Source organism: Halopseudomonas pelagia, from assembly GCF_009497895.1.
In the GTDB taxonomy this organism is placed as follows: Bacteria; Pseudomonadota; Gammaproteobacteria; order Pseudomonadales; family Pseudomonadaceae; genus Halopseudomonas; species Halopseudomonas pelagia_A.
In genome coordinates this window covers 3,903,853-3,920,630 of sequence record NZ_CP033116.1, presented here as the reverse complement: position 1 = coordinate 3,920,630, position 16,778 = coordinate 3,903,853, and the positions used below count along the sequence as shown (strand labels likewise).

Below are 16,778 nucleotides of genomic sequence, written 5' to 3'. Positions count from 1 at the left end.
GGTCACGCTACCGATACAATGACCTGCTTGACTCTGCGCGCGCTATAAACTGCTGCTACAATCGCCTGACTTTTTCCTTCTAGCGGAGATTCCCCATGCCCGTCGGTCTTGGCCCCTTGCCTGTATTGCACCCCGTTCCCGGCTTTCGTCTGGGCATTGCTTCTGCTGGTATAAAGCGAGCTGGCCGCAAGGACATTGTGGTGATGGAAGTGGCTGAAGGCGCGAGCATCGCCGGAGTATTTACGCTAAACGCTTTCTGCGCCGCACCCGTTACCCTGTGCCGTGAACATATTCAGCACGCGCCACGTTACTTGCTGGTCAATACCGGCAATGCCAACGCCGGTACTGGCAAACCCGGTATGCAGGCCGCGCTGCAAACCTGCGAAGCGCTGGCCCAACTGACGCAAGTGCAGGCTCAACAGGTGCTGCCGTTCAGTACCGGTGTGATCGGTGAGTTACTGCCTGCGACCAAGGTGATAGCTGCGCTGCCCGCCGCCTTGGACAATCTGGATGCCAACCACTGGGCACAGGCTGCGGAAGGCATCATGACCACCGACACCCTACCCAAAGGTGCCAGCAGACAGATCAATCTGGACGGCCAGACGGTCACCATTACCGGCATATCCAAAGGCGCCGGCATGATCAAACCCAATATGGCGACCATGCTCGGCTATATAGCCACTGACGCCAAGGTGGCGCAGCCGGTATTGCAGGCACTGTTGCGGGAAGCCGCAGATTTGTCTTTCAATCGGATCACCATCGACGGCGACACCTCTACCAACGACTGCTGCATGCTGGTCGCGACTGGTCAGGCTGCGATGACTGAAATCAGCACTACAGTTAGCCCGGACTACCAGCAGCTCGCCACCGCAATCAAATCCATCATGCTCGAACTGGCTCAAGCCATCGTGCGCGATGGCGAAGGCGCAACCAAGTTTGTCACCATCCAGGTCAATGGCGGAGGCAATCGTGATGAGTGCCTGGACGTGGGTTATGCCGTAGCACACTCCCCGTTGATCAAGACCGCGCTCTTTGCCTCAGATCCCAACTGGGGTCGGATACTCGCCGCCGTAGGGCGCGCCGGCGTGCCGGATCTGGATGTGGAGCGCATAGACGTCTATCTGGATGACGTCTGTATTACTCGTAACGGCGGCCGTGCCGAAGAATACGTCGAAGAGCAGGGCGCGCGTATCATGGCGCAGGAAGAAATCACCATTCGTATTGACCTTGCGCGCGGGGATTTTCAGGAAACCCTGTGGACCACAGATCTGTCCCATGAGTATGTAAGGATCAATGCGGAATACAGGACTTGAGCAACTAGGCCTGTTGAGTTGAAGTGAATGACTTGACCTGCCTGCGCAATTGATCTCCCTCCTCACTCCTGCGAAAGCGGGAGTCCAATCGGTTCTGGCCATTCATCGCTAAGGCACATTTAGCCTACCTTTCGTCAATAGTGGCTATGTGCTTTTATTGTTACATTGTTAGACTATACTGCATGCCGAAACTTTGACGCCTCTATATTGTCCATAGCGATACCATATTGAGACCTCAGAGATGATAGGTCTGAGTGCCCAGTGGGTTTGTATAGGATCTAGTGTTCAAGAATGAAGCGACGTATAGGTACTACCAAAACCCTGCACCAGATTCAGGTCCCTGTTTCCCAGTTGAGACTGGGCATGTATGTCTGCTTGTTGGACCGTCCATGGCTGGAAACGCCTTTTCTTTTCCAGGGCTTCCTCATTAATGAGGAGAAAGAGCTTCTGACCCTGCGCAGTCTTTGCAATTATGTTTTTATCGATGTGCTGAAAACGCACGTCGATGTGAGCGACCTGTCGAATGCGCCGTTACAGCCTGGAAAGGCCCAATTCACCTATCCCGTAGCGAATGATGTGCAGCTTGAGCTTGGCGCTGCCGCAGGGCATTACGGGAAGGCTTTTTACGAGATAAAAAACATTCTCGACGCGGTATCGCGTGGCGACAGTTTCTCCACTGCAGAGATGGTCGAGGCGGTGCGTGACTGTCTTGACTCGGTGATACGTAACCCTTCTGCGCTGATGTGGCTAACGCGTATCAAGCACGCGGATCAGTACACCGCAGAGCATTGTGTCAATGTGGGTATCCAGGCGATGACATTGGGCCGGCATCTGGGTCTTGGGCTCAAGCATCTGGAGTTGCTGGGGCTCTCCGGGATGCTGCACGACGTTGGCAAGATGGATATTGATCCCGATATCTTGAATAAACCTGACAGGCTCACCGCAGAAGAATTCGAGATTGTAAAAGAGCATGCGCTGTTTGGTTATCAAGAGTTGAGCAAAGACAAGGACTTGCCCGAAGAAGTCAAGAACGTTGCCTATAGCCATCATGAGCGGCTGGATGGAAAAGGCTATCCACGCGGCTTGCCCGGGCATGCCTTGGATTTTTACACGCGAGTTATCACCATCGTCGATGCGTATGATGCCATCACCAGCAAGCGATGCTATAGCCCGAGCAATCCGTCGGCGAAAGCTTTGAAGATTCTCTATGATAGCCGTGGCGTGCAGTTTGATGAGGCGTTAGTGGTCAAATTCATCGAATGCATGGGAATCTATCCGCCAGGCACGCTGGTGCAAATGAACACAGGCGAAGTAGGGGTGATTCTATCGGCAGAGCCAGATCATCGTCTCGCTCCTAAAGTTGCCCTTGTGCGCGACCGTCACAAGCAACCGATGGAGCAACTGATTGTAGATCTACGCCACGAGCCAGCGGGGCCGCAGGCATTGCGAGTAAGCAAAGTGTTGGTGGACGGATCCTACGGGGTTGATCTGGAAAACTTTACCTTGGAAAATATCAATCTCGGCTGAGACGTGAGTTGATTCTCTCCCTAAAAACCGCAGTAGCCTGACTTGATGGGTCCACTTTCCACCCGCCAACGCCCTACCTGATTGATCGTGACCCTTCGGCCATGTTCGCCAGCAACCTTGGGGCAAAAGCGGAAAGTCCCGGCCTGGAAGCCACCATTGAGCAGTTGGCTTTCACCGCGCCCGTTAAAGCGTACATAACGCGATACCGGCGTGTTGGCGTCAATACGTAACACCGCATCTGCAGCAATCTCACGCAGCAGCTTTTCATTCTCATCCAACTGCCCATTACTGTTGTTATCCAGAAACATCCTCCAGCCATTGTTCCAATCTCCTTCAATGGCGGTCAGCGTCACGGGACGATTACGTCGTACCGCCTCCTGCTTGGCCATGTTCAAGCTGCCGGTAAGCGCGCTCAAGCCCGAGTCCATACGCTGTTGATCAATCATCTTGCCGAAGGCTGGCATGCCGATGCTGATCAATATGCCAAGCACCACAAGGGCAACCAAAAGCTCTATCAAGGTAAAACCGCGCGCTACCATATCTCATCCTCCCTGATGTAATAAAAGCTGGGCTACTCCTTGTATGCCCGGACAGCGAAGCACCTGTCGTCCTAAAGATAGTACCGGTTATCGCGCGCAGGAAGACGTGGACGGAGTCGCTTTTTATAGTGCAGGCACTGATAGGAGGGTGGTTTTGATGAAAAGTGTGAAGGGTTTCACTCTGATTGAGTTGATGGTGACCATTGCGGTGGCGGCCATTCTTGTAAGTATAGCTGTACCGTCGTTCCGAAACCTGATCATAAGTAATCGCCTTAACAGCCAGGCCACTGAACTCGTAGATGCCATCAGTTTCGCTCGGTCGGAGTCGATCAAGCGTAATCGCACGGTAGTACTCTGCCGAGTGGCCGATGCCGGCGATGATGAATGTGCATCGGGCAGCCCGTGGGTCAACTGGGTCATCATGGATACCGTAGATGATCAAATTCTGCGTGAAGGTGAAATAAACACCTACGGCAACAGCGTGCGAGTCACCTCAAGCCTGACCAATGATCTAGTGCGTTTTGGCGCCGATGGGCTGGCGCGTAACGGCACAACTATTATCGCCGGGGAAGAAGAAATTGAAGTGTGTGCCACATCAGGCCAAGACCCTATTCGCAACATTACTTTCGGTGCTGCCAGCCGTATATCCGTCACCAGAGATTCAGGTAACTGCTCATGATGCGCATTCAACGTCCGGTGAGTTGCAATCAGCAACGTGGCATCACTTTGATAGAGGTACTAATCACGGTATTGGTTCTATCGGTAGGTTTGCTCGGTTTGGCTGGCCTGCAATTGACGTCTTTGCGAAATAACCAGAGCGCGATGGAGCGGTCAGTAGGCATTGTTCAATCTTATTCCATTATCGAAGCCATTCGGGCTGACCCAGATTCGGCCAAAGCGAATGGTTTCAATATTGCTTTGGACGCAGATCCTAGCGGAAATACCTTTCCGGCTAACGCTTTGACCAGTTGGAGACAGCAACTCAGGGCCAATTTGGGCTCCGATGCGGTAGGTGCTGTCAGCTGCAACACCACCCGTTGCACGGTCACCGTGCAATGGGACGACAGCCGCGGGATCGATGGTAATGCCGCTCAGCAAATCGTGACCGAGGTGCATCTATGAACCGTAAAGCAGCCCGCCGTTTAACTAAAATGGTGATTTACAGTCGAGGTATAGCCTTGATCGAACTGATGATCGCCATGGTGTTGGGTCTGGTCATTATTGGCGCCGTCACCGGTATTATGCTGTCGAATATTCAGGGGTTTCGTACTACTCGCGGACTTTCCCAGTTACAGGACAGCGCACGGGTGGGTTATGAGTTGCTCGCTCGGGACATCCGCCAAGCAGGTAACGTGCCCTGTGGTAATCAATTTGGTCCTACTGTAGCTGGCATCCAGCCCTTCCGGATAGTCAACATTCTTAATGGCTCGCAAGCTGGTCCTAATGCTGATGTGCCATGGCAGTACGATTTTGACAACGCTTTTATTGGCTTTGAAGCGGATGAAGAGCTTGAGGGCTTGAATAATCAGATTCCTGGTACTGAATCTCTGGTGATTCTATCTGGTGATGCTAACGGTACTTATATGGAAACATATGACACAGATAATAATAGCGCTAACTTCACTGTTGCTACTGCAGATGGCAGTCCCCCCAGCTTTAATGATGGAGAAATTTTGCTCGCTTGTAATCAGAAGCAGGGAACTATTTTTCAGGCGAGCAATGGTTCCGGTAATAACGCAAATAGGCTCGTAGTTAACACTGGTAATAATCAGCAACCTGGCAACTGTACCAAAGGACTTGGGTACCCAGGTGAGGGTCAGACCCTATGCACTACTAACGGTACTCGTGCAGATTACGGCCCCAATACAGTAATTGCTAAACTCAACAGCACCGCATGGTATATCGGCGACAACAATCGTCCGGATGAAGGGGGGCGCTCATTGTATATGGCCAAGCTTGGGGTCAATGCTAGCGGTAACGCGGAACTTATCCCAATCGAAATAGCTGCGGGCGTTACGGATATGCGGTTACGTTATAGGCTGCGCGGGGGTGCAGAGTTTGTCGACGCCGATGCAGTTGGCAGTCAATGGGCGGAAGTCAATGCTGTTGAGATAACGCTCGATCTACTCAGCCAAGACCAGAATATATCCACCTCTACCGGCGTAGAGCAGGGAAGGATAGGTCGAGGTTTTACCAGCATTGTCGCAATCAGGAATCGGTCGCTATGAATAAATCAAATGGTTGTGATAGACATCAAAAAGGTGCTGCTTTGTTAGTGGCATTGATCATGCTACTTATATCCACGTTGATCGGATTAGCTTCGATTCGTGGTACCACATTAAATGAGAAAATGAGTTCGAACATGTTTGACCGTTCGATTGCATATCAGGCTGCAGAGTCGGCTTTGAGGATGGCAGAAGCTGAGTTGGAAGCAAATCAGACGCTGGGTGTTGATTGCACTTTTATCCCCCCGGCCAACAGGTTCTGTCCCTCTATGCCAGCTAATACATTTAGCTTCTCCGACTCCAGTGGTTGGTTCGACGTAGATAGCTCTTATTTGGTCAACGACACGCTACTGGACTCCACCCCCCAGTACTATATCGAAAAAATGGGGAGTATAGATGCATTTGACTTCGTCGGTAGCGATAGTGCCAATGATTCTATGTATGGAGCACCAGGCGGTGGTGGTAGCCAGATGACGCAGTTTAGAATCACGGCTCGCAGCGGCGTGCCGTCTGAGAATGGGCGTTCGGTCGTAGCGCTGCAGATTACCGTGAACCAAACCCTGTGACGGTTCTAAAAGGAGTAGTTGACATGACCCTCTTAATGCCCAAGCGCTTGCTTTCAAGCAGTGGCTCCTTTTTGGCATCGTTCCTATTGGCAAGCAGTTCGGCCTACGCCAGCGTAGATATAGAGCAGCAACCGCTGTTAGTGGCGCAGCCCGTTGCAGCCAATATGTCGATTATTGGGTCATTCGAGTTTCCTACTATGGTAACTCGGGCGTATAAAGGTGCCTATGCTAGTGCTGGTGAGTACGTAGGCTATTTCGATAGCGGCAAATGCTACAAATACAGATATAGTGATACGGAGGCTAATAGACATTTTTACCCCTCGCGCGTCGCCTCAAACTGTAGTCAAACAGATGAATGGAGTGGTAAATATCTAAATTGGGCTACCATGCAATCAATTGATATTTTTCGCCATATTTTGACGGGGGGGTACAGGCGCTTAGATACGACGACCGAAACGTGGCTTGAAAAGGGAGTCCAGACTGGTCAAGGTAATAGTAGTAGTAATTATCCAGACGCGAACATTAACTCTGGTCTTGTGGCCTCGACCCCAATTCCGGGGTCAGCGTGGTCTGCAGTTAATACTCGCATTGGCGTTGCCAATACCCGCATGGGTAACGTCATGCGTTTTACTGGTAGCGCTGATCTTAATAGCGCTAATCGTGTAGCTTACAATCCTGCGATACATCATAACGGAACGAACTTTTTGCCGAACGTGGTTTATGAGGTGTCCGTTAGAGTTAAGGTTTGTGTTGCAGGTATGTTAGAGGCTAACTGTAAAAAGTACGGGAATAATTATAAACCTGAAGGATTAATACAAGATAATGCGGATAACGTACGATATAGTGCATTTGGATATTTAAACGATAATTCGTCGCCTAATCCTAATCGTGACGGTGGGATCATGCACGCCCGTATGAAGTACGTGGGACCTGAAAAGATTAGCGATCAAAATCTTGCTGTTAATAATTCTAATGCAGAGTGGAGCGCAGATACCGGTGTTTTTGTACAGAATCCAGACCCGCTAGATGCAAGCGCTACTACTTCAAGGTATCCGGGGCTAACACCAATCAACCATAGTGGCGTGATTAGCTATATCAATAACAGCGGCCTGATCGTGCCTGGTACATTATTCAAGCGATATGATAACGTAAGTGAGCTTTTTTACACTGCTTATCGTTACATGCGTGGTCTGCCCAATCGATCTGAATATATAAATATCTCGCAAAGCGGTACTGCTTTGAATCAGCTGGTCGGTGGTTTGCCAATTATAAACTGGTCCTCAAGTGAAGCAGATGATCCTATTCAGTTCGCATGCCAGAAGAACTTTTTCTTGGGTATTGGTGATACTAACACTCATCCTGATACTCGCGTTCCAAAGGCAGATGATACGGTTGATGTCGCAACACGGGTTTCAAGAATTAGCAGTCTGGAAGGTGGGCTGAATATTACTGGCGGCCGCTCAGCATTGATCGCCGGCTTGGCATTTGATGCAAATACAAAAGATATGCGGCCTGATATGGAAGGTAAACAAACGGCTGCCACCTATTGGATCGATATTCTTGAGGGAGGAGATCTAAAAGCAAGAACATCGAATCAATACTGGCTTGCTGCCAAATACGGTGGACTGAAGGTTCCTGAAGAGTTCAACCCCGATAGCGATCCTATTGAGGAAAACATGTGGTACACCAACGGGGAAACACTTAATTCTTCAGGATATAAGCGGCCTGATAATTTTTACGTCGTTGCAAATGCTCAGGATATGGTTGATGGGCTTACCCAAGCTTTTACCGATATTCGGTCACAACAAGCAGGCAGTAGCTCATCAGTAGCGCTCAACTCCAGAAAGCTTGAAGCAGGATCTGCTGCTTACCAGACGGTGTTCAATAGTGCCGCATGGTCGGGGGAGTTGAACGCATTTACGCTAGACCCAGATACCGGTGAGGTGAGTGCGAGCCCCGTCTGGTCTGCATCTTCCAGACTCCCAACTCCTGCCAATCGTAATATCAAAACATGGGATGGGAGCTCTTACGTCAATTTTAGTACCGATACTGGCGGCATCAACAACACAACGTTGACCAACGCTTTGAAGGTCGATAGCGGTACCAGTGCCAGCGTCAGCGTTGCACAGATTGTTAACTACCTGCGGGGTGACCGAGCGGCAGAAAACAATGCTACTGGCTTGAGAGTGCGTCAAAGTGCTTTGGGAGATATGGTCAATTCTCAACCAATATTCGTGGGTAATCCTGTCCCTGGGCGTTTTGGCACCCGATCATTTAATGGCTCCGACAGTTATGCTAGTTGGGCTAGTAGTTTGAACAGAGCTCCCACCGTCTACGTAGGAAGCAATGACGGAATGCTGCATGGATTTAATGCCACTATTGGACAAGATGCGAGTGGGGTCGAGACTTTTGCTTATGTTCCTCGTACGGTCATTGAAAATGGCATGGGTGAGTTAGCGAGTCCTGCATATGACCACCGTTATTTTGTCGATGGTGAAATTGCTGTGACCGATGCATATGATGGTGAAAGTCAGAGTTGGCGCACTGTTCTCGTGGGTACCCTCGGAGCTGGGGGCGTTAACAAAGCTAGGACGGGCACCCGTAACGCTATTTTTGCACTGGATGTGACTAATCCGTCCGAGGTCACTTTTCTATGGGAGAAGAACTCTGTAGATATTCCACAGTTAGGGAATAATCTCGGTAGGCCTGTGATCGCTCAGACAGGCAATGGTGACTGGTCATTATTGTTGGGTAATGGGCCCAACAGCGACTCAGGAAGGGCATCGTTGATTAGTCTCAATCTGTTCAGTGGTGATGTTAAGACCACTAATATGTCTACTGAGGTTAATAATGGGCTATCTGCAGTCAGGGCTTGGGACAGTAGTGGCGACGGTATTACGGACACCATTTATGCGGGCGACCTTCAAGGCAATCTCTGGAAGGTTACTCGGCTGGATAGGAGTAACCCAACCGTAGTAAAGCTTTTCCGCGCGCTTGATCCTAATAATGACCCTCAGCCGATAACCTCTGCACCGTTGGCCGGTCGGTCTCCCTTTAGCAATGAAGTCTGGCTATTTTTTGGTACGGGGCAGTATCTCAATAATGCCGATCTTGCAGATCGTCAGGTGCAAACCTGGTATGGCATTAACGACAATGGTCTTACTACCACAGCGACGGTCAGAAGGGGCGATGATGCCAGCGATCTGCTCGAGCGTCGGATATTATTGGAGGTCCCGTTTTCCACCGATGAAACAGCACGGGTCATCGAAGAAGGAACTCGTGAGGAACTCAGTGGAAAGCGTGGGTGGTTTATTGACTTGTATCAGGTTGCGCAGAACGGTTCCAGGACGGCGATCGGTGAGAGGATGGTAACTCCTAACGAGTTCCGAGGCGGTGCCTTGCTTGGCAACTCCCGTATTCCCGACGCTAGCGATCCTTGCGCGCCCACTGGCCGTGGTGTGCTCATGGCTATTGAGCCTTTCACTGGTGCTAGATTATCCGACACTTTTTTTGACTTGAATCGGGATCGTGCCTTCAGTGTCTTAGATATGATCGATATCGACGGCGTGATGACGGTCGTATCAGGTAGAGTCTTTGATGGAGGTATTAGCAATCCTTCGTCAATGGGTGGTTTAGATATCATTAGTCCTTATGGCGGGGAGCCGCCCATATCTGAGCCCAATCCGGGAGGCGATCAGGGTTCCACCAGGACGTCTTGGCGCGAGCTGATCAATATTGGAAACTGACATGAAGCTTATGATGAAGTTAAGCAGCACCCGCCGCAATGCCCAATCAGGCTTTACCTTGATTGAGGTGATGATTGTGGTGGTAGTGATAGGCATACTTGCGTCCATCGCCTTTCCTGCTTACCAGCAGTACGTGATGCGGACATATCGTGACAGTGCCAAAGCCTGTCTGGCGGAACATGCGCAGTTTATGGAGCGTTATTACAGCACCAACCTTACGTATGTAGATGCTGATCCAACCTTGGACTGCACCACTGAATCCAATATGGAAAGCCGTTACACCTTTGCCCTAGGTGATTTGGCCCAAAATACCTACTCGCTAACGGCAGAGGTGGTTGCCGGTTCCGCGCAAGCCGGCGATGAGTGTGGTGATTTGGGGTTAACGCACACCGGAGCAAAGAGCGCTTCTGCGGAATCCTGTTGGTAACTCACTTGGCTGGAGGAGATGTGAGATCGCAGCCTGTTTACTACAAACAGATAAAGCGGCATGTGCTAATTGCTTTTGCGTAACGTCACTCCCTGAAACAACAGGGAGTGACGTTACGCTGCTCATGCTACCAAAACAGATGGACGACTCCAGGTTAGGGCTGCATATTGATATAAGAAAACAGCCGGGAGTGAGGATATGCCCAGCGACAACAAAGCTGAATCCGCTTTTCATCAGCTAGCCGAAAGCCTCGCGCACAGTGGGGGAGTTGATTTTTATGGCCGGTTTGTTCAGCGTCTGGCGGCTATTCTAGAGGTTGACCACGTTGTGCTGGCGCGTATTGTTTCGTCAGATGAGGTGCAGACCCTGGCTGTGTGGTCCGCCGGCGCCCTCGCTGACAATATAAGTTACCCGTTGGCAGGCACACCTTGCGAAACGGTTATTGGGCAACAGACGTGTATATACCCCTCTGATTTACAAACTCTGTTCCCGCAGGATGCACTGCTGAATGAATTGGGCGCGCAGAGCTACTTGGGGTTGCCGCTCCAAGATGCTACTGGCGCGTCGCAAGGCCTTTTGGCGGTAATGAAAAACACCCCGATGCAGTTTGCGCGTTTTGAAGAGGAGGTTCTTCGTATTGCCGCACTCCAGGTGGGTGCTGAAATTGGACGGCTTCAGGCGGAGCTAGCGGCAAAGGAGAGCGAGCGCCGGCTTCAAACATTGCTCAATCATCTGCCCGGCATGGCTTACCGCTGCCTTAACGATGCTGCTTGGACCATGCTGATCGTAAGTGACGGCGTCACCGCTCTTACTGGTTACCGAGCAGATCAGCTGCGTAATAACTCCTCGCAGACGTTTATTGACCTTATTCACTCTGATGATCGCCAGCGTGTGTTCGATGGGATTCAGGCGGCTGTTGAAAGCAAGGCATCCTTTTCACTGATATACCGCCTTTTACCGCTTGGTGGCGGAATGCGGTGGGTTCAGGAGAATGGTCAGGTTGTATTCGATGATAAGGATGAGGTCCTTTACCTTGAGGGCTTTATTACCGATATCACCGAGCAGTATGAGGCTCAGCGTGTTCAGGATGCGGTGATTCAGATTGCCTCTACCGTTACCAGCCGTCTTGGCGATGATTATTTTAATCAGCTATTGAGTAGTCTCACAAAGATTCTGGGAGCGGACGCGGGCTTTATTGCGCAGCTGGATACGCTATCGACAGAACATGACCTGTTGCAGGAACCAACAGTCCAAATGATCCGCACGGTGAGCCTGATTTCCCAGGGACAGCCCCTTGTTGACGTCAGTTTCGATCCGGCCGGTACTTTCTGCGAGATTATTATTGATGAGCAGGAGTGCACCGTGAATCAGGATGCGTCGGTGATGATACCGGGTCTTACCCAGGAAGCGGGTTCGTGGATTGGGCGCCGGCTTGACAATGCGCTTGGCGAGCCCATTGGCGTGATCATGGTCATGTATTATGGCGGGTTGCCCGCGAGCACCTTTGGAACCTCTGTACTGCGCATTCTCTCGACAGGGGCCGCCGCCGAGCTGGAGCGGCGTCGCGACCACCAACGCATGCATCAACTAGCCTATATCGACAGCACCACAGGTTTGCCCAATCGCGCTAACTTCATGGAGAACCTGACTCGGCTGCGCCGCGATGCGGAACGAGATCAGCACACACTTGTATTGCTGTTGTTGGATATAAGGCGCTTCAAGGAGATTAATGATACTCATGGCCACTCGATCGGCGACCAGTTGCTCAGCGCGGTTGCGGGGCGTTTGCGGCGAGCTGCGAACCCACAGGAAGTAATGGCGCGGCTATCCGGTGATGAGTTCGCGGTGCTCATTCCCGGCATGCAAACGAGCGAGCTGGGCACGCTGATCCAAAAGCTGCGCGAGCTTATCAATAAGCCTGTAAAAGTTGATCATCGTTCATTTTCACTAGAGGTAAGCGTTGGATCAGCTATCTATCCCCAAGATGCGGTAACGCCTGGTGAGCTGTTTCAGGCTGCCAGTATCGCGCTTTACCATGCAAAGCAGAAAGAGGAAGCCATCTCCCTTTACGACCCGGCAATGACGCAAGCTTTGATGCGTGATCAGCAGATGGCCGAGCGCCTTACCAAGGCTTTGGACCGAGGCGAGCTCCTGTTGTATTACCAGCCCCAAGTTGACCTGCCTAGCGGTCGTCTGATTGGCGCCGAAGCGCTGTGCCGCTGGCATGATGATGAGTGGGGCTGGGTGAGCCCGGCGGAATTCATTCCTCTGGCCGAGAGACGTGGTTTGATTCGCCGTTTGGGTACATGGGTGTTGAGCGAGGTTGCCAGACAGTTGCTGGCCTGGCGGCAAATTGGATTCACTCTGCCGGGGCGTCTTTCCATTAATATTTCAGCGCAGCAGTTTGCTGATCCTGATTTGGCGAGTCATATCACCAGCCTTTTAGCTACGGTTCCGCCTTCGGCAATTGGCCTGGAACTGACTGAAAGCGACTTCATGCGTGATCCGGAGCAGGCTATAGGCATAACCCAAACATTGCACAACAGCGGTTTCTCCCTTTCGATTGATGATTTTGGAACAGGCTATTCGTCTCTTTCATACTTGCGGCGCTTTTCAGCAGATACGTTGAAAATCGATATCTCTTTCGTGAGAGACATTTTAACCAGTCATCATGATCAGGTGATTGTTCAGACTATTATCGCGATGGCGGTTGCCCTCGGCATGGGTACTATTGCAGAAGGTGTTGAAACACAGGGCCAGGCAGAGCTATTAGCCAGCATGGGCTGCCACCAGGCTCAAGGTTATCTGCATGGGCGGCCTTTACCGGCTAGTGCTTTTACTGAGGCTTGGGGAGAGCATATGCGTAAGTCACCGGGGATTGGTCATTAACCGAAAATGGAACCACTTGAGAACAACCACCTGGCCGAGAAAGTCAGAATGAAAACAACACAAAAAATTCCAGCCTCGATTCTTCTCCGTCTTGCCGAAAGTACGGCCTTCCCAAGCCGTTTGGCAGAGGTGGTTCGCCCATTGCTGGATCTGCTTGAGGAGATGACCGGGCTGGAATCTACTTACTTCACGGTGATTGATGAGGTAAAAGGCATCCAGACAGTGGTATACGCCAAAAACACCCGCCGACTCAACATCCCCGAAGGGCTAACGGTGCCGTGGGGCGATACTCTCTGTCGGCGCGCCATTATCGAGGAGCGACATTACACCAGCGATGTGCCTGGAGTATGGGGCGACTCTAATGCGGCGAGAGAGCTTGGTATTTGCACATATCTGAGCGAGCCGATCAGGCTTATCAACAACACCTTGTATGGAACGCTGTGTGCAGCCAGCGAGCAGCCACTAAGCGTATCTGAAAAGTCTCTACACTACCTGAGCCTCTTTTCCTCTCTTATTGCCCGTTATATCGAGAGCGAGAAGTTGCTCGATATTTTGATCAATGAAAACCAGATTCTGACTCGGCACGCCCTCACGGATCCTCTCACGGGTATTCCCAATCGTCGTGCCTTGATGAGATCGCTGAGTGAGCAACTGCAACACGCTCACAATGCCGGAAAAAGGTTGCATGTTGCTTTTATCGATCTGGATGGTTTCAAGGAGATAAATGACCGGTACGGACATGATGCCGGTGACCGCTTCCTGATCCACATTGCCCGTGTGCTGGTTGAGCAACGCCCCGAAGCCGACACTGTCGCACGCTATGGTGGCGATGAATTCGTTCTGTTTCGCCTGTCCTCAGGTGACGACCACCAGCAAGCCTGTATCGCATTGAGAGACGAATTGGAATCAGTAACCCGAGGCAGCTACGAGGTCTGTGGCGAAACAATTGAATATGCCGGTGCAAGTGTAGGCGTGATTACCACAGAACCGGGTCAGTTTGACCCCGAAGAGGTGCTACAACTCTCCGATACTGCCATGTACCAGCAGAAGCGTGAACGCAAAAGCAAACCGAGTGCAGAGGGTCACAGTTAAGGTGAAAGAGCGGATGCGCTGTAGCATCGGGAGTGGCCTTATCTGCTAGCCGCGCCGCTCCAGCAAAACCCCTGACTCCATATGATGTGTGTAGGGAAACTGATCAAACAACGCGCACCGCGTCACCCGGTGCGTACTGTTCAGGACTGCAAGGTTGTTGGCCAAGGTTTCCGGGTTGCAGGAAATATAGAGAATACGCCGGTAGCCCCTGACCAGCTCCAGCGTAGCCGGATCCAGCCCTGCACGTGGTGGGTCGACAAACACGGTGCCGAAGTCGTAGCTGCTCAGGTCAATGCCCTGCAGGCGCCTGAACTCGCGTACGCCTTTCAGGGCTTGGGTGACTTCCTCACTGGCCAGCCTGATCAGCGTCACGTTCTCCACCTGATTCATTTCCAGGTTAGCGACAGCCGATCTGACTGAGCTCTTGGACAGCTCGGTCGCCATCACCTTGCGAAAGCGGGTGGACAGCGGCAGGGTGAAATTGCCATTGCCGCAATAGAGTTCCAACAGATCATCGCTGTTCTCGCCAGCGGCGTCCAGCGCCCAGCCAAGCATATGCTGATTGACGTGACCATTGGGCTGGGTAAAGCCACCCTCCACTTGCTGATAGCGCCAGGTGCGGTCCGCGACCTGCAGCTCTTCAACCACATGATCGCGCTGAAGTACCCGCTTACGCCCGCGGCTGCGACCGATCAGCATGATGCCCAACTGCTCGGCGAGCGCCTGCGCAGCGGCGTCCCATTGCTCGTCTATCGGGCGGTGGTAACATAGGGTTACCAGCGCTTCGCCGGATAAGGTGGTCAGAAATTCAATCTGAAACAGCTTGCGGCCTAGCAGCGGCTCCGCTTTGCAGGCTTCCAGCAGCGGTCCCATTAACTCATTGATGCGGCGGCTGGCGATCGGCAGTTGTTCGATCAATACCGCTTTGTATTTCTCGCCGGGCTCGAACATCGCATAGTGTGCCTGGCCATCCTGATACCACAGGCGGAACTCGGCGCGTAAGCGAAAATGCTCTTTGGGCGAGGAGAACACTTGCGGCTCAGGCGCGTGGAAAGGCGCAAGCAGGTCAATTAGGCGCTGGCGTTTGGCGGCGAGCTCCTGATCGTAATCGGCGGGGTTGAATGACAGGCCCATTAGTTGAACAACGCAAGTTTGATGACGAACAGGCCCGCCAGTATATACAGGCTAGGATTCAGATCCTGCCAACGCCCGGCGAACACCTTGATCACCGTCCAGGCGATAAAACCCAGGGCGATACCGTTGGCGATAGAGAAGGTCAGCGGCATCATGATCGCGGTGATAACTACTGGCGCGGCTTCGGTCAGATCATCCCAATTTACTTGAATGAGGCCACCCGTCATCAGCACGGCGACGAATAGCAGAGCTGGCGCGGTGGCGAAAGCGGGTACTGCTCCCGCCAGTGGTGAGAAAAACAACGCCAGCAGAAACAGCAGCGCTACTACGCAGGCCGTCAGGCCAGTGCGGCCACCTGCTGCTGTACCTGCAGCCGATTCGATATAACTGGTGGTGGTTGAGGTGCCTAGCGCGGCGCCAGCCATGGTAGCGGTACTGTCAGCCATCAACGCACGACCCAGGCGCGGCATTTTACCGTCCTCGTCTACCAGATTGGCCCGTTGGGCTACGCCGATCAAGGTACCGGAGGTATCGAACAGGTCGACAAACAGGAAAGCAAAAATCACGCTGAGCATGCCGATCTCAAGCGCACCGCGAATGTCCAGCTGCATGTAGGTAGGGGCCAGGCTGGGTGGCGCGGACATGATGCCGCTGGCCTGGCTCAATCCGGTAATCAAGCTGATGCCGGTAATGACCAGAATGCCGATCATGACCGCGCCGGTCACCTGCCGGTAGGCGAGGGCGACGATGATGGCAAAACCAAGCGCGGCGAGCAGGGGGGCGGGCTGGGTAAGGTCGCCCAGCGCCACCAGGGTCGCGGGGTGGTCAACCACCAGGCCGGCGTTCTTCAGCGCAATCAGTGCTAGAAACAGGCCGATACCGGCGGCAATCGCTGAACGCAGCGCCATGGGGATGCTGTTAATGATCCATTCGCGGATCTTGAAAATGCTCAGCAGAAAGAACATGAAACCGGAAATAAATACCGCGCCCAGCGCCACTTCCCAGCTATAGCCCATTGAGCCGACAACGGTATAGCTGAAAAACGCATTCAGCCCCATGCCTGGCGCCAGAGCGATCGGGTAGTTGGCCCACAAGCCCATGATCAACGAACCGATGGCAGCAGCAAGACAGGTGGCTACAAACGCCGCGCCTGGATCAATACCCGCGTCAGCCATCATCATCGGATTGACGAAAATGATGTAGGCCATGGTCAGGAAGGTGGTCAGGCCAGCGATGATTTCGGTGCGCACGTTGGTGCCGTGGGCTGATAGTTGGAAAAGCTTTTCCAGCATGAGGGGGGTCTCTGATTGGTAGGCCTGA

General features: G+C 52.3%; 13 protein-coding genes. 10 read left to right on the top strand and 3 right to left on the bottom strand.

Features of this window, described 5'->3' with window-relative positions:
* The first annotated feature begins 95 nt into the window (after positions 1-95).
* Entirely contained in the window at positions 96-1,313 is a 1,218-nt protein-coding gene (gene argJ / locus EAO82_RS17995; protein ID WP_096345166.1) for a bifunctional glutamate N-acetyltransferase/amino-acid acetyltransferase ArgJ, read from the top strand.
* Positions 1,314-1,604: 291 nt separating this feature from the next.
* Complete coding sequence (locus EAO82_RS17990; protein WP_096345165.1) at positions 1,605-2,840, top strand: HD-GYP domain-containing protein; 1,236 nt, start codon at positions 1,605-1,607, stop codon at positions 2,838-2,840.
* 20 nt (positions 2,841-2,860) lie between these two features.
* Here EAO82_RS17990 and EAO82_RS17985 read toward each other — a convergent pair whose 3' ends face one another.
* Complete coding sequence (locus EAO82_RS17985; RefSeq protein WP_096345278.1) at positions 2,861-3,379, bottom strand: GspH/FimT family pseudopilin; 519 nt, start codon at positions 3,377-3,379, stop codon at positions 2,861-2,863.
* Positions 3,380-3,536: 157 nt separating this feature from the next.
* Here EAO82_RS17985 and EAO82_RS17980 point away from each other — a divergent pair, with 157 nt between their 5' ends.
* The 8 genes from EAO82_RS17980 to EAO82_RS17945 all read left to right on the top strand — a co-directional run bounded on the left by EAO82_RS17980 (position 3,537) and on the right by EAO82_RS17945 (position 14,324).
* Positions 3,537-4,058, top strand: coding sequence for a GspH/FimT family pseudopilin (locus tag EAO82_RS17980; protein ID WP_174959175.1), 522 nt, complete (start codon positions 3,537-3,539; stop codon positions 4,056-4,058).
* Positions 4,055-4,501 carry a type IV pilus modification protein PilV gene (pilV, locus tag EAO82_RS17975; protein ID WP_218838557.1) on the top strand — a complete coding sequence of 149 codons (447 nt, stop codon included), beginning with the start codon at positions 4,055-4,057 and terminating at the stop codon, positions 4,499-4,501. Before EAO82_RS17980 ends, pilV begins: the two co-directional genes overlap by 4 nt.
* On the top strand, positions 4,498-5,607 hold the full coding sequence (locus EAO82_RS17970; RefSeq protein ID WP_096345163.1) for a hypothetical protein: 1,110 nt from the start codon (positions 4,498-4,500) through the stop codon (positions 5,605-5,607). The genes pilV and EAO82_RS17970 overlap by 4 nt, the downstream gene beginning before the upstream one ends.
* Positions 5,604-6,170, top strand: a complete 567-nt coding sequence (locus tag EAO82_RS17965) for a PilX N-terminal domain-containing pilus assembly protein (RefSeq protein WP_096345162.1) — start codon at positions 5,604-5,606, stop codon at positions 6,168-6,170. The genes EAO82_RS17970 and EAO82_RS17965 overlap by 4 nt, the downstream gene beginning before the upstream one ends.
* A 23-nt stretch (positions 6,171-6,193) precedes the next feature.
* A complete protein-coding gene (locus EAO82_RS17960) occupies positions 6,194-9,916 on the top strand; it encodes a pilus assembly protein (protein ID WP_096345161.1) in 3,723 nt (1,240 codons plus the stop codon).
* 1 nt (position 9,917) lies between these two features.
* Entirely contained in the window at positions 9,918-10,343 is a 426-nt protein-coding gene (locus tag EAO82_RS17955) for a type IV pilin protein (RefSeq protein ID WP_321540953.1), read from the top strand.
* Positions 10,344-10,541: 198 nt separating this feature from the next.
* Positions 10,542-13,232: an EAL domain-containing protein gene (locus EAO82_RS17950; protein ID WP_096345160.1), complete on the top strand. Its 2,691-nt coding sequence runs from the start codon at positions 10,542-10,544 to the stop codon at positions 13,230-13,232.
* A gap of 48 nt (positions 13,233-13,280) precedes the next feature.
* A complete protein-coding gene (locus EAO82_RS17945) occupies positions 13,281-14,324 on the top strand; it encodes a sensor domain-containing diguanylate cyclase (protein ID WP_096345275.1) in 1,044 nt (347 codons plus the stop codon).
* A gap of 45 nt (positions 14,325-14,369) precedes the next feature.
* On the opposite strand, the gene trmA is transcribed toward EAO82_RS17945, so the two are convergent.
* Both trmA and EAO82_RS17935 read right to left on the bottom strand, forming a co-directional pair.
* A complete protein-coding gene (gene trmA / locus EAO82_RS17940) occupies positions 14,370-15,458 on the bottom strand; it encodes a tRNA (uridine(54)-C5)-methyltransferase TrmA (RefSeq protein ID WP_096345159.1) in 1,089 nt (362 codons plus the stop codon).
* Positions 15,458-16,750, bottom strand: a complete 1,293-nt coding sequence (locus tag EAO82_RS17935; RefSeq protein ID WP_096345158.1) for an NCS2 family permease — start codon at positions 16,748-16,750, stop codon at positions 15,458-15,460. Before EAO82_RS17935 ends, trmA begins: the two co-directional genes overlap by 1 nt.
* Positions 16,751-16,778 lie beyond the last annotated feature (28 nt).

Excerpts from the sequence above, each read along its gene's own strand:
- trmA (WP_096345159.1), bottom strand. The coding sequence starts at position 15,458 with ATGGGCCTGTCATTCAACCCCGCCGATTACGATCAGGAGCTCGCCGCC.
- argJ (WP_096345166.1), top strand. The coding sequence starts at position 96 with ATGCCCGTCGGTCTTGGCCCCTTGCCTGTATTGCACCCCGTTCCCGGC.
- EAO82_RS17970 (WP_096345163.1), top strand. The coding sequence starts at position 4,498 with ATGAACCGTAAAGCAGCCCGCCGTTTAACTAAAATGGTGATTTACAGT.
- EAO82_RS17950 (WP_096345160.1), top strand. The coding sequence starts at position 10,542 with ATGCCCAGCGACAACAAAGCTGAATCCGCTTTTCATCAGCTAGCCGAA.
- EAO82_RS17945 (WP_096345275.1), top strand. The coding sequence starts at position 13,281 with ATGAAAACAACACAAAAAATTCCAGCCTCGATTCTTCTCCGTCTTGCC.
- EAO82_RS17985 (WP_096345278.1), bottom strand. The coding sequence starts at position 3,379 with ATGGTAGCGCGCGGTTTTACCTTGATAGAGCTTTTGGTTGCCCTTGTG.
- EAO82_RS17990 (WP_096345165.1), top strand. The coding sequence starts at position 1,605 with ATGAAGCGACGTATAGGTACTACCAAAACCCTGCACCAGATTCAGGTC.
- EAO82_RS17960 (WP_096345161.1), top strand. The coding sequence starts at position 6,194 with ATGACCCTCTTAATGCCCAAGCGCTTGCTTTCAAGCAGTGGCTCCTTT.
- EAO82_RS17965 (WP_096345162.1), top strand. The coding sequence starts at position 5,604 with ATGAATAAATCAAATGGTTGTGATAGACATCAAAAAGGTGCTGCTTTG.
- EAO82_RS17935 (WP_096345158.1), bottom strand. The coding sequence starts at position 16,750 with ATGCTGGAAAAGCTTTTCCAACTATCAGCCCACGGCACCAACGTGCGC.
- EAO82_RS17980 (WP_174959175.1), top strand. The coding sequence starts at position 3,537 with ATGAAAAGTGTGAAGGGTTTCACTCTGATTGAGTTGATGGTGACCATT.
- pilV (WP_218838557.1), top strand. The coding sequence starts at position 4,055 with ATGATGCGCATTCAACGTCCGGTGAGTTGCAATCAGCAACGTGGCATC.
- EAO82_RS17955 (WP_321540953.1), top strand. The coding sequence starts at position 9,918 with ATGAAGCTTATGATGAAGTTAAGCAGCACCCGCCGCAATGCCCAATCA.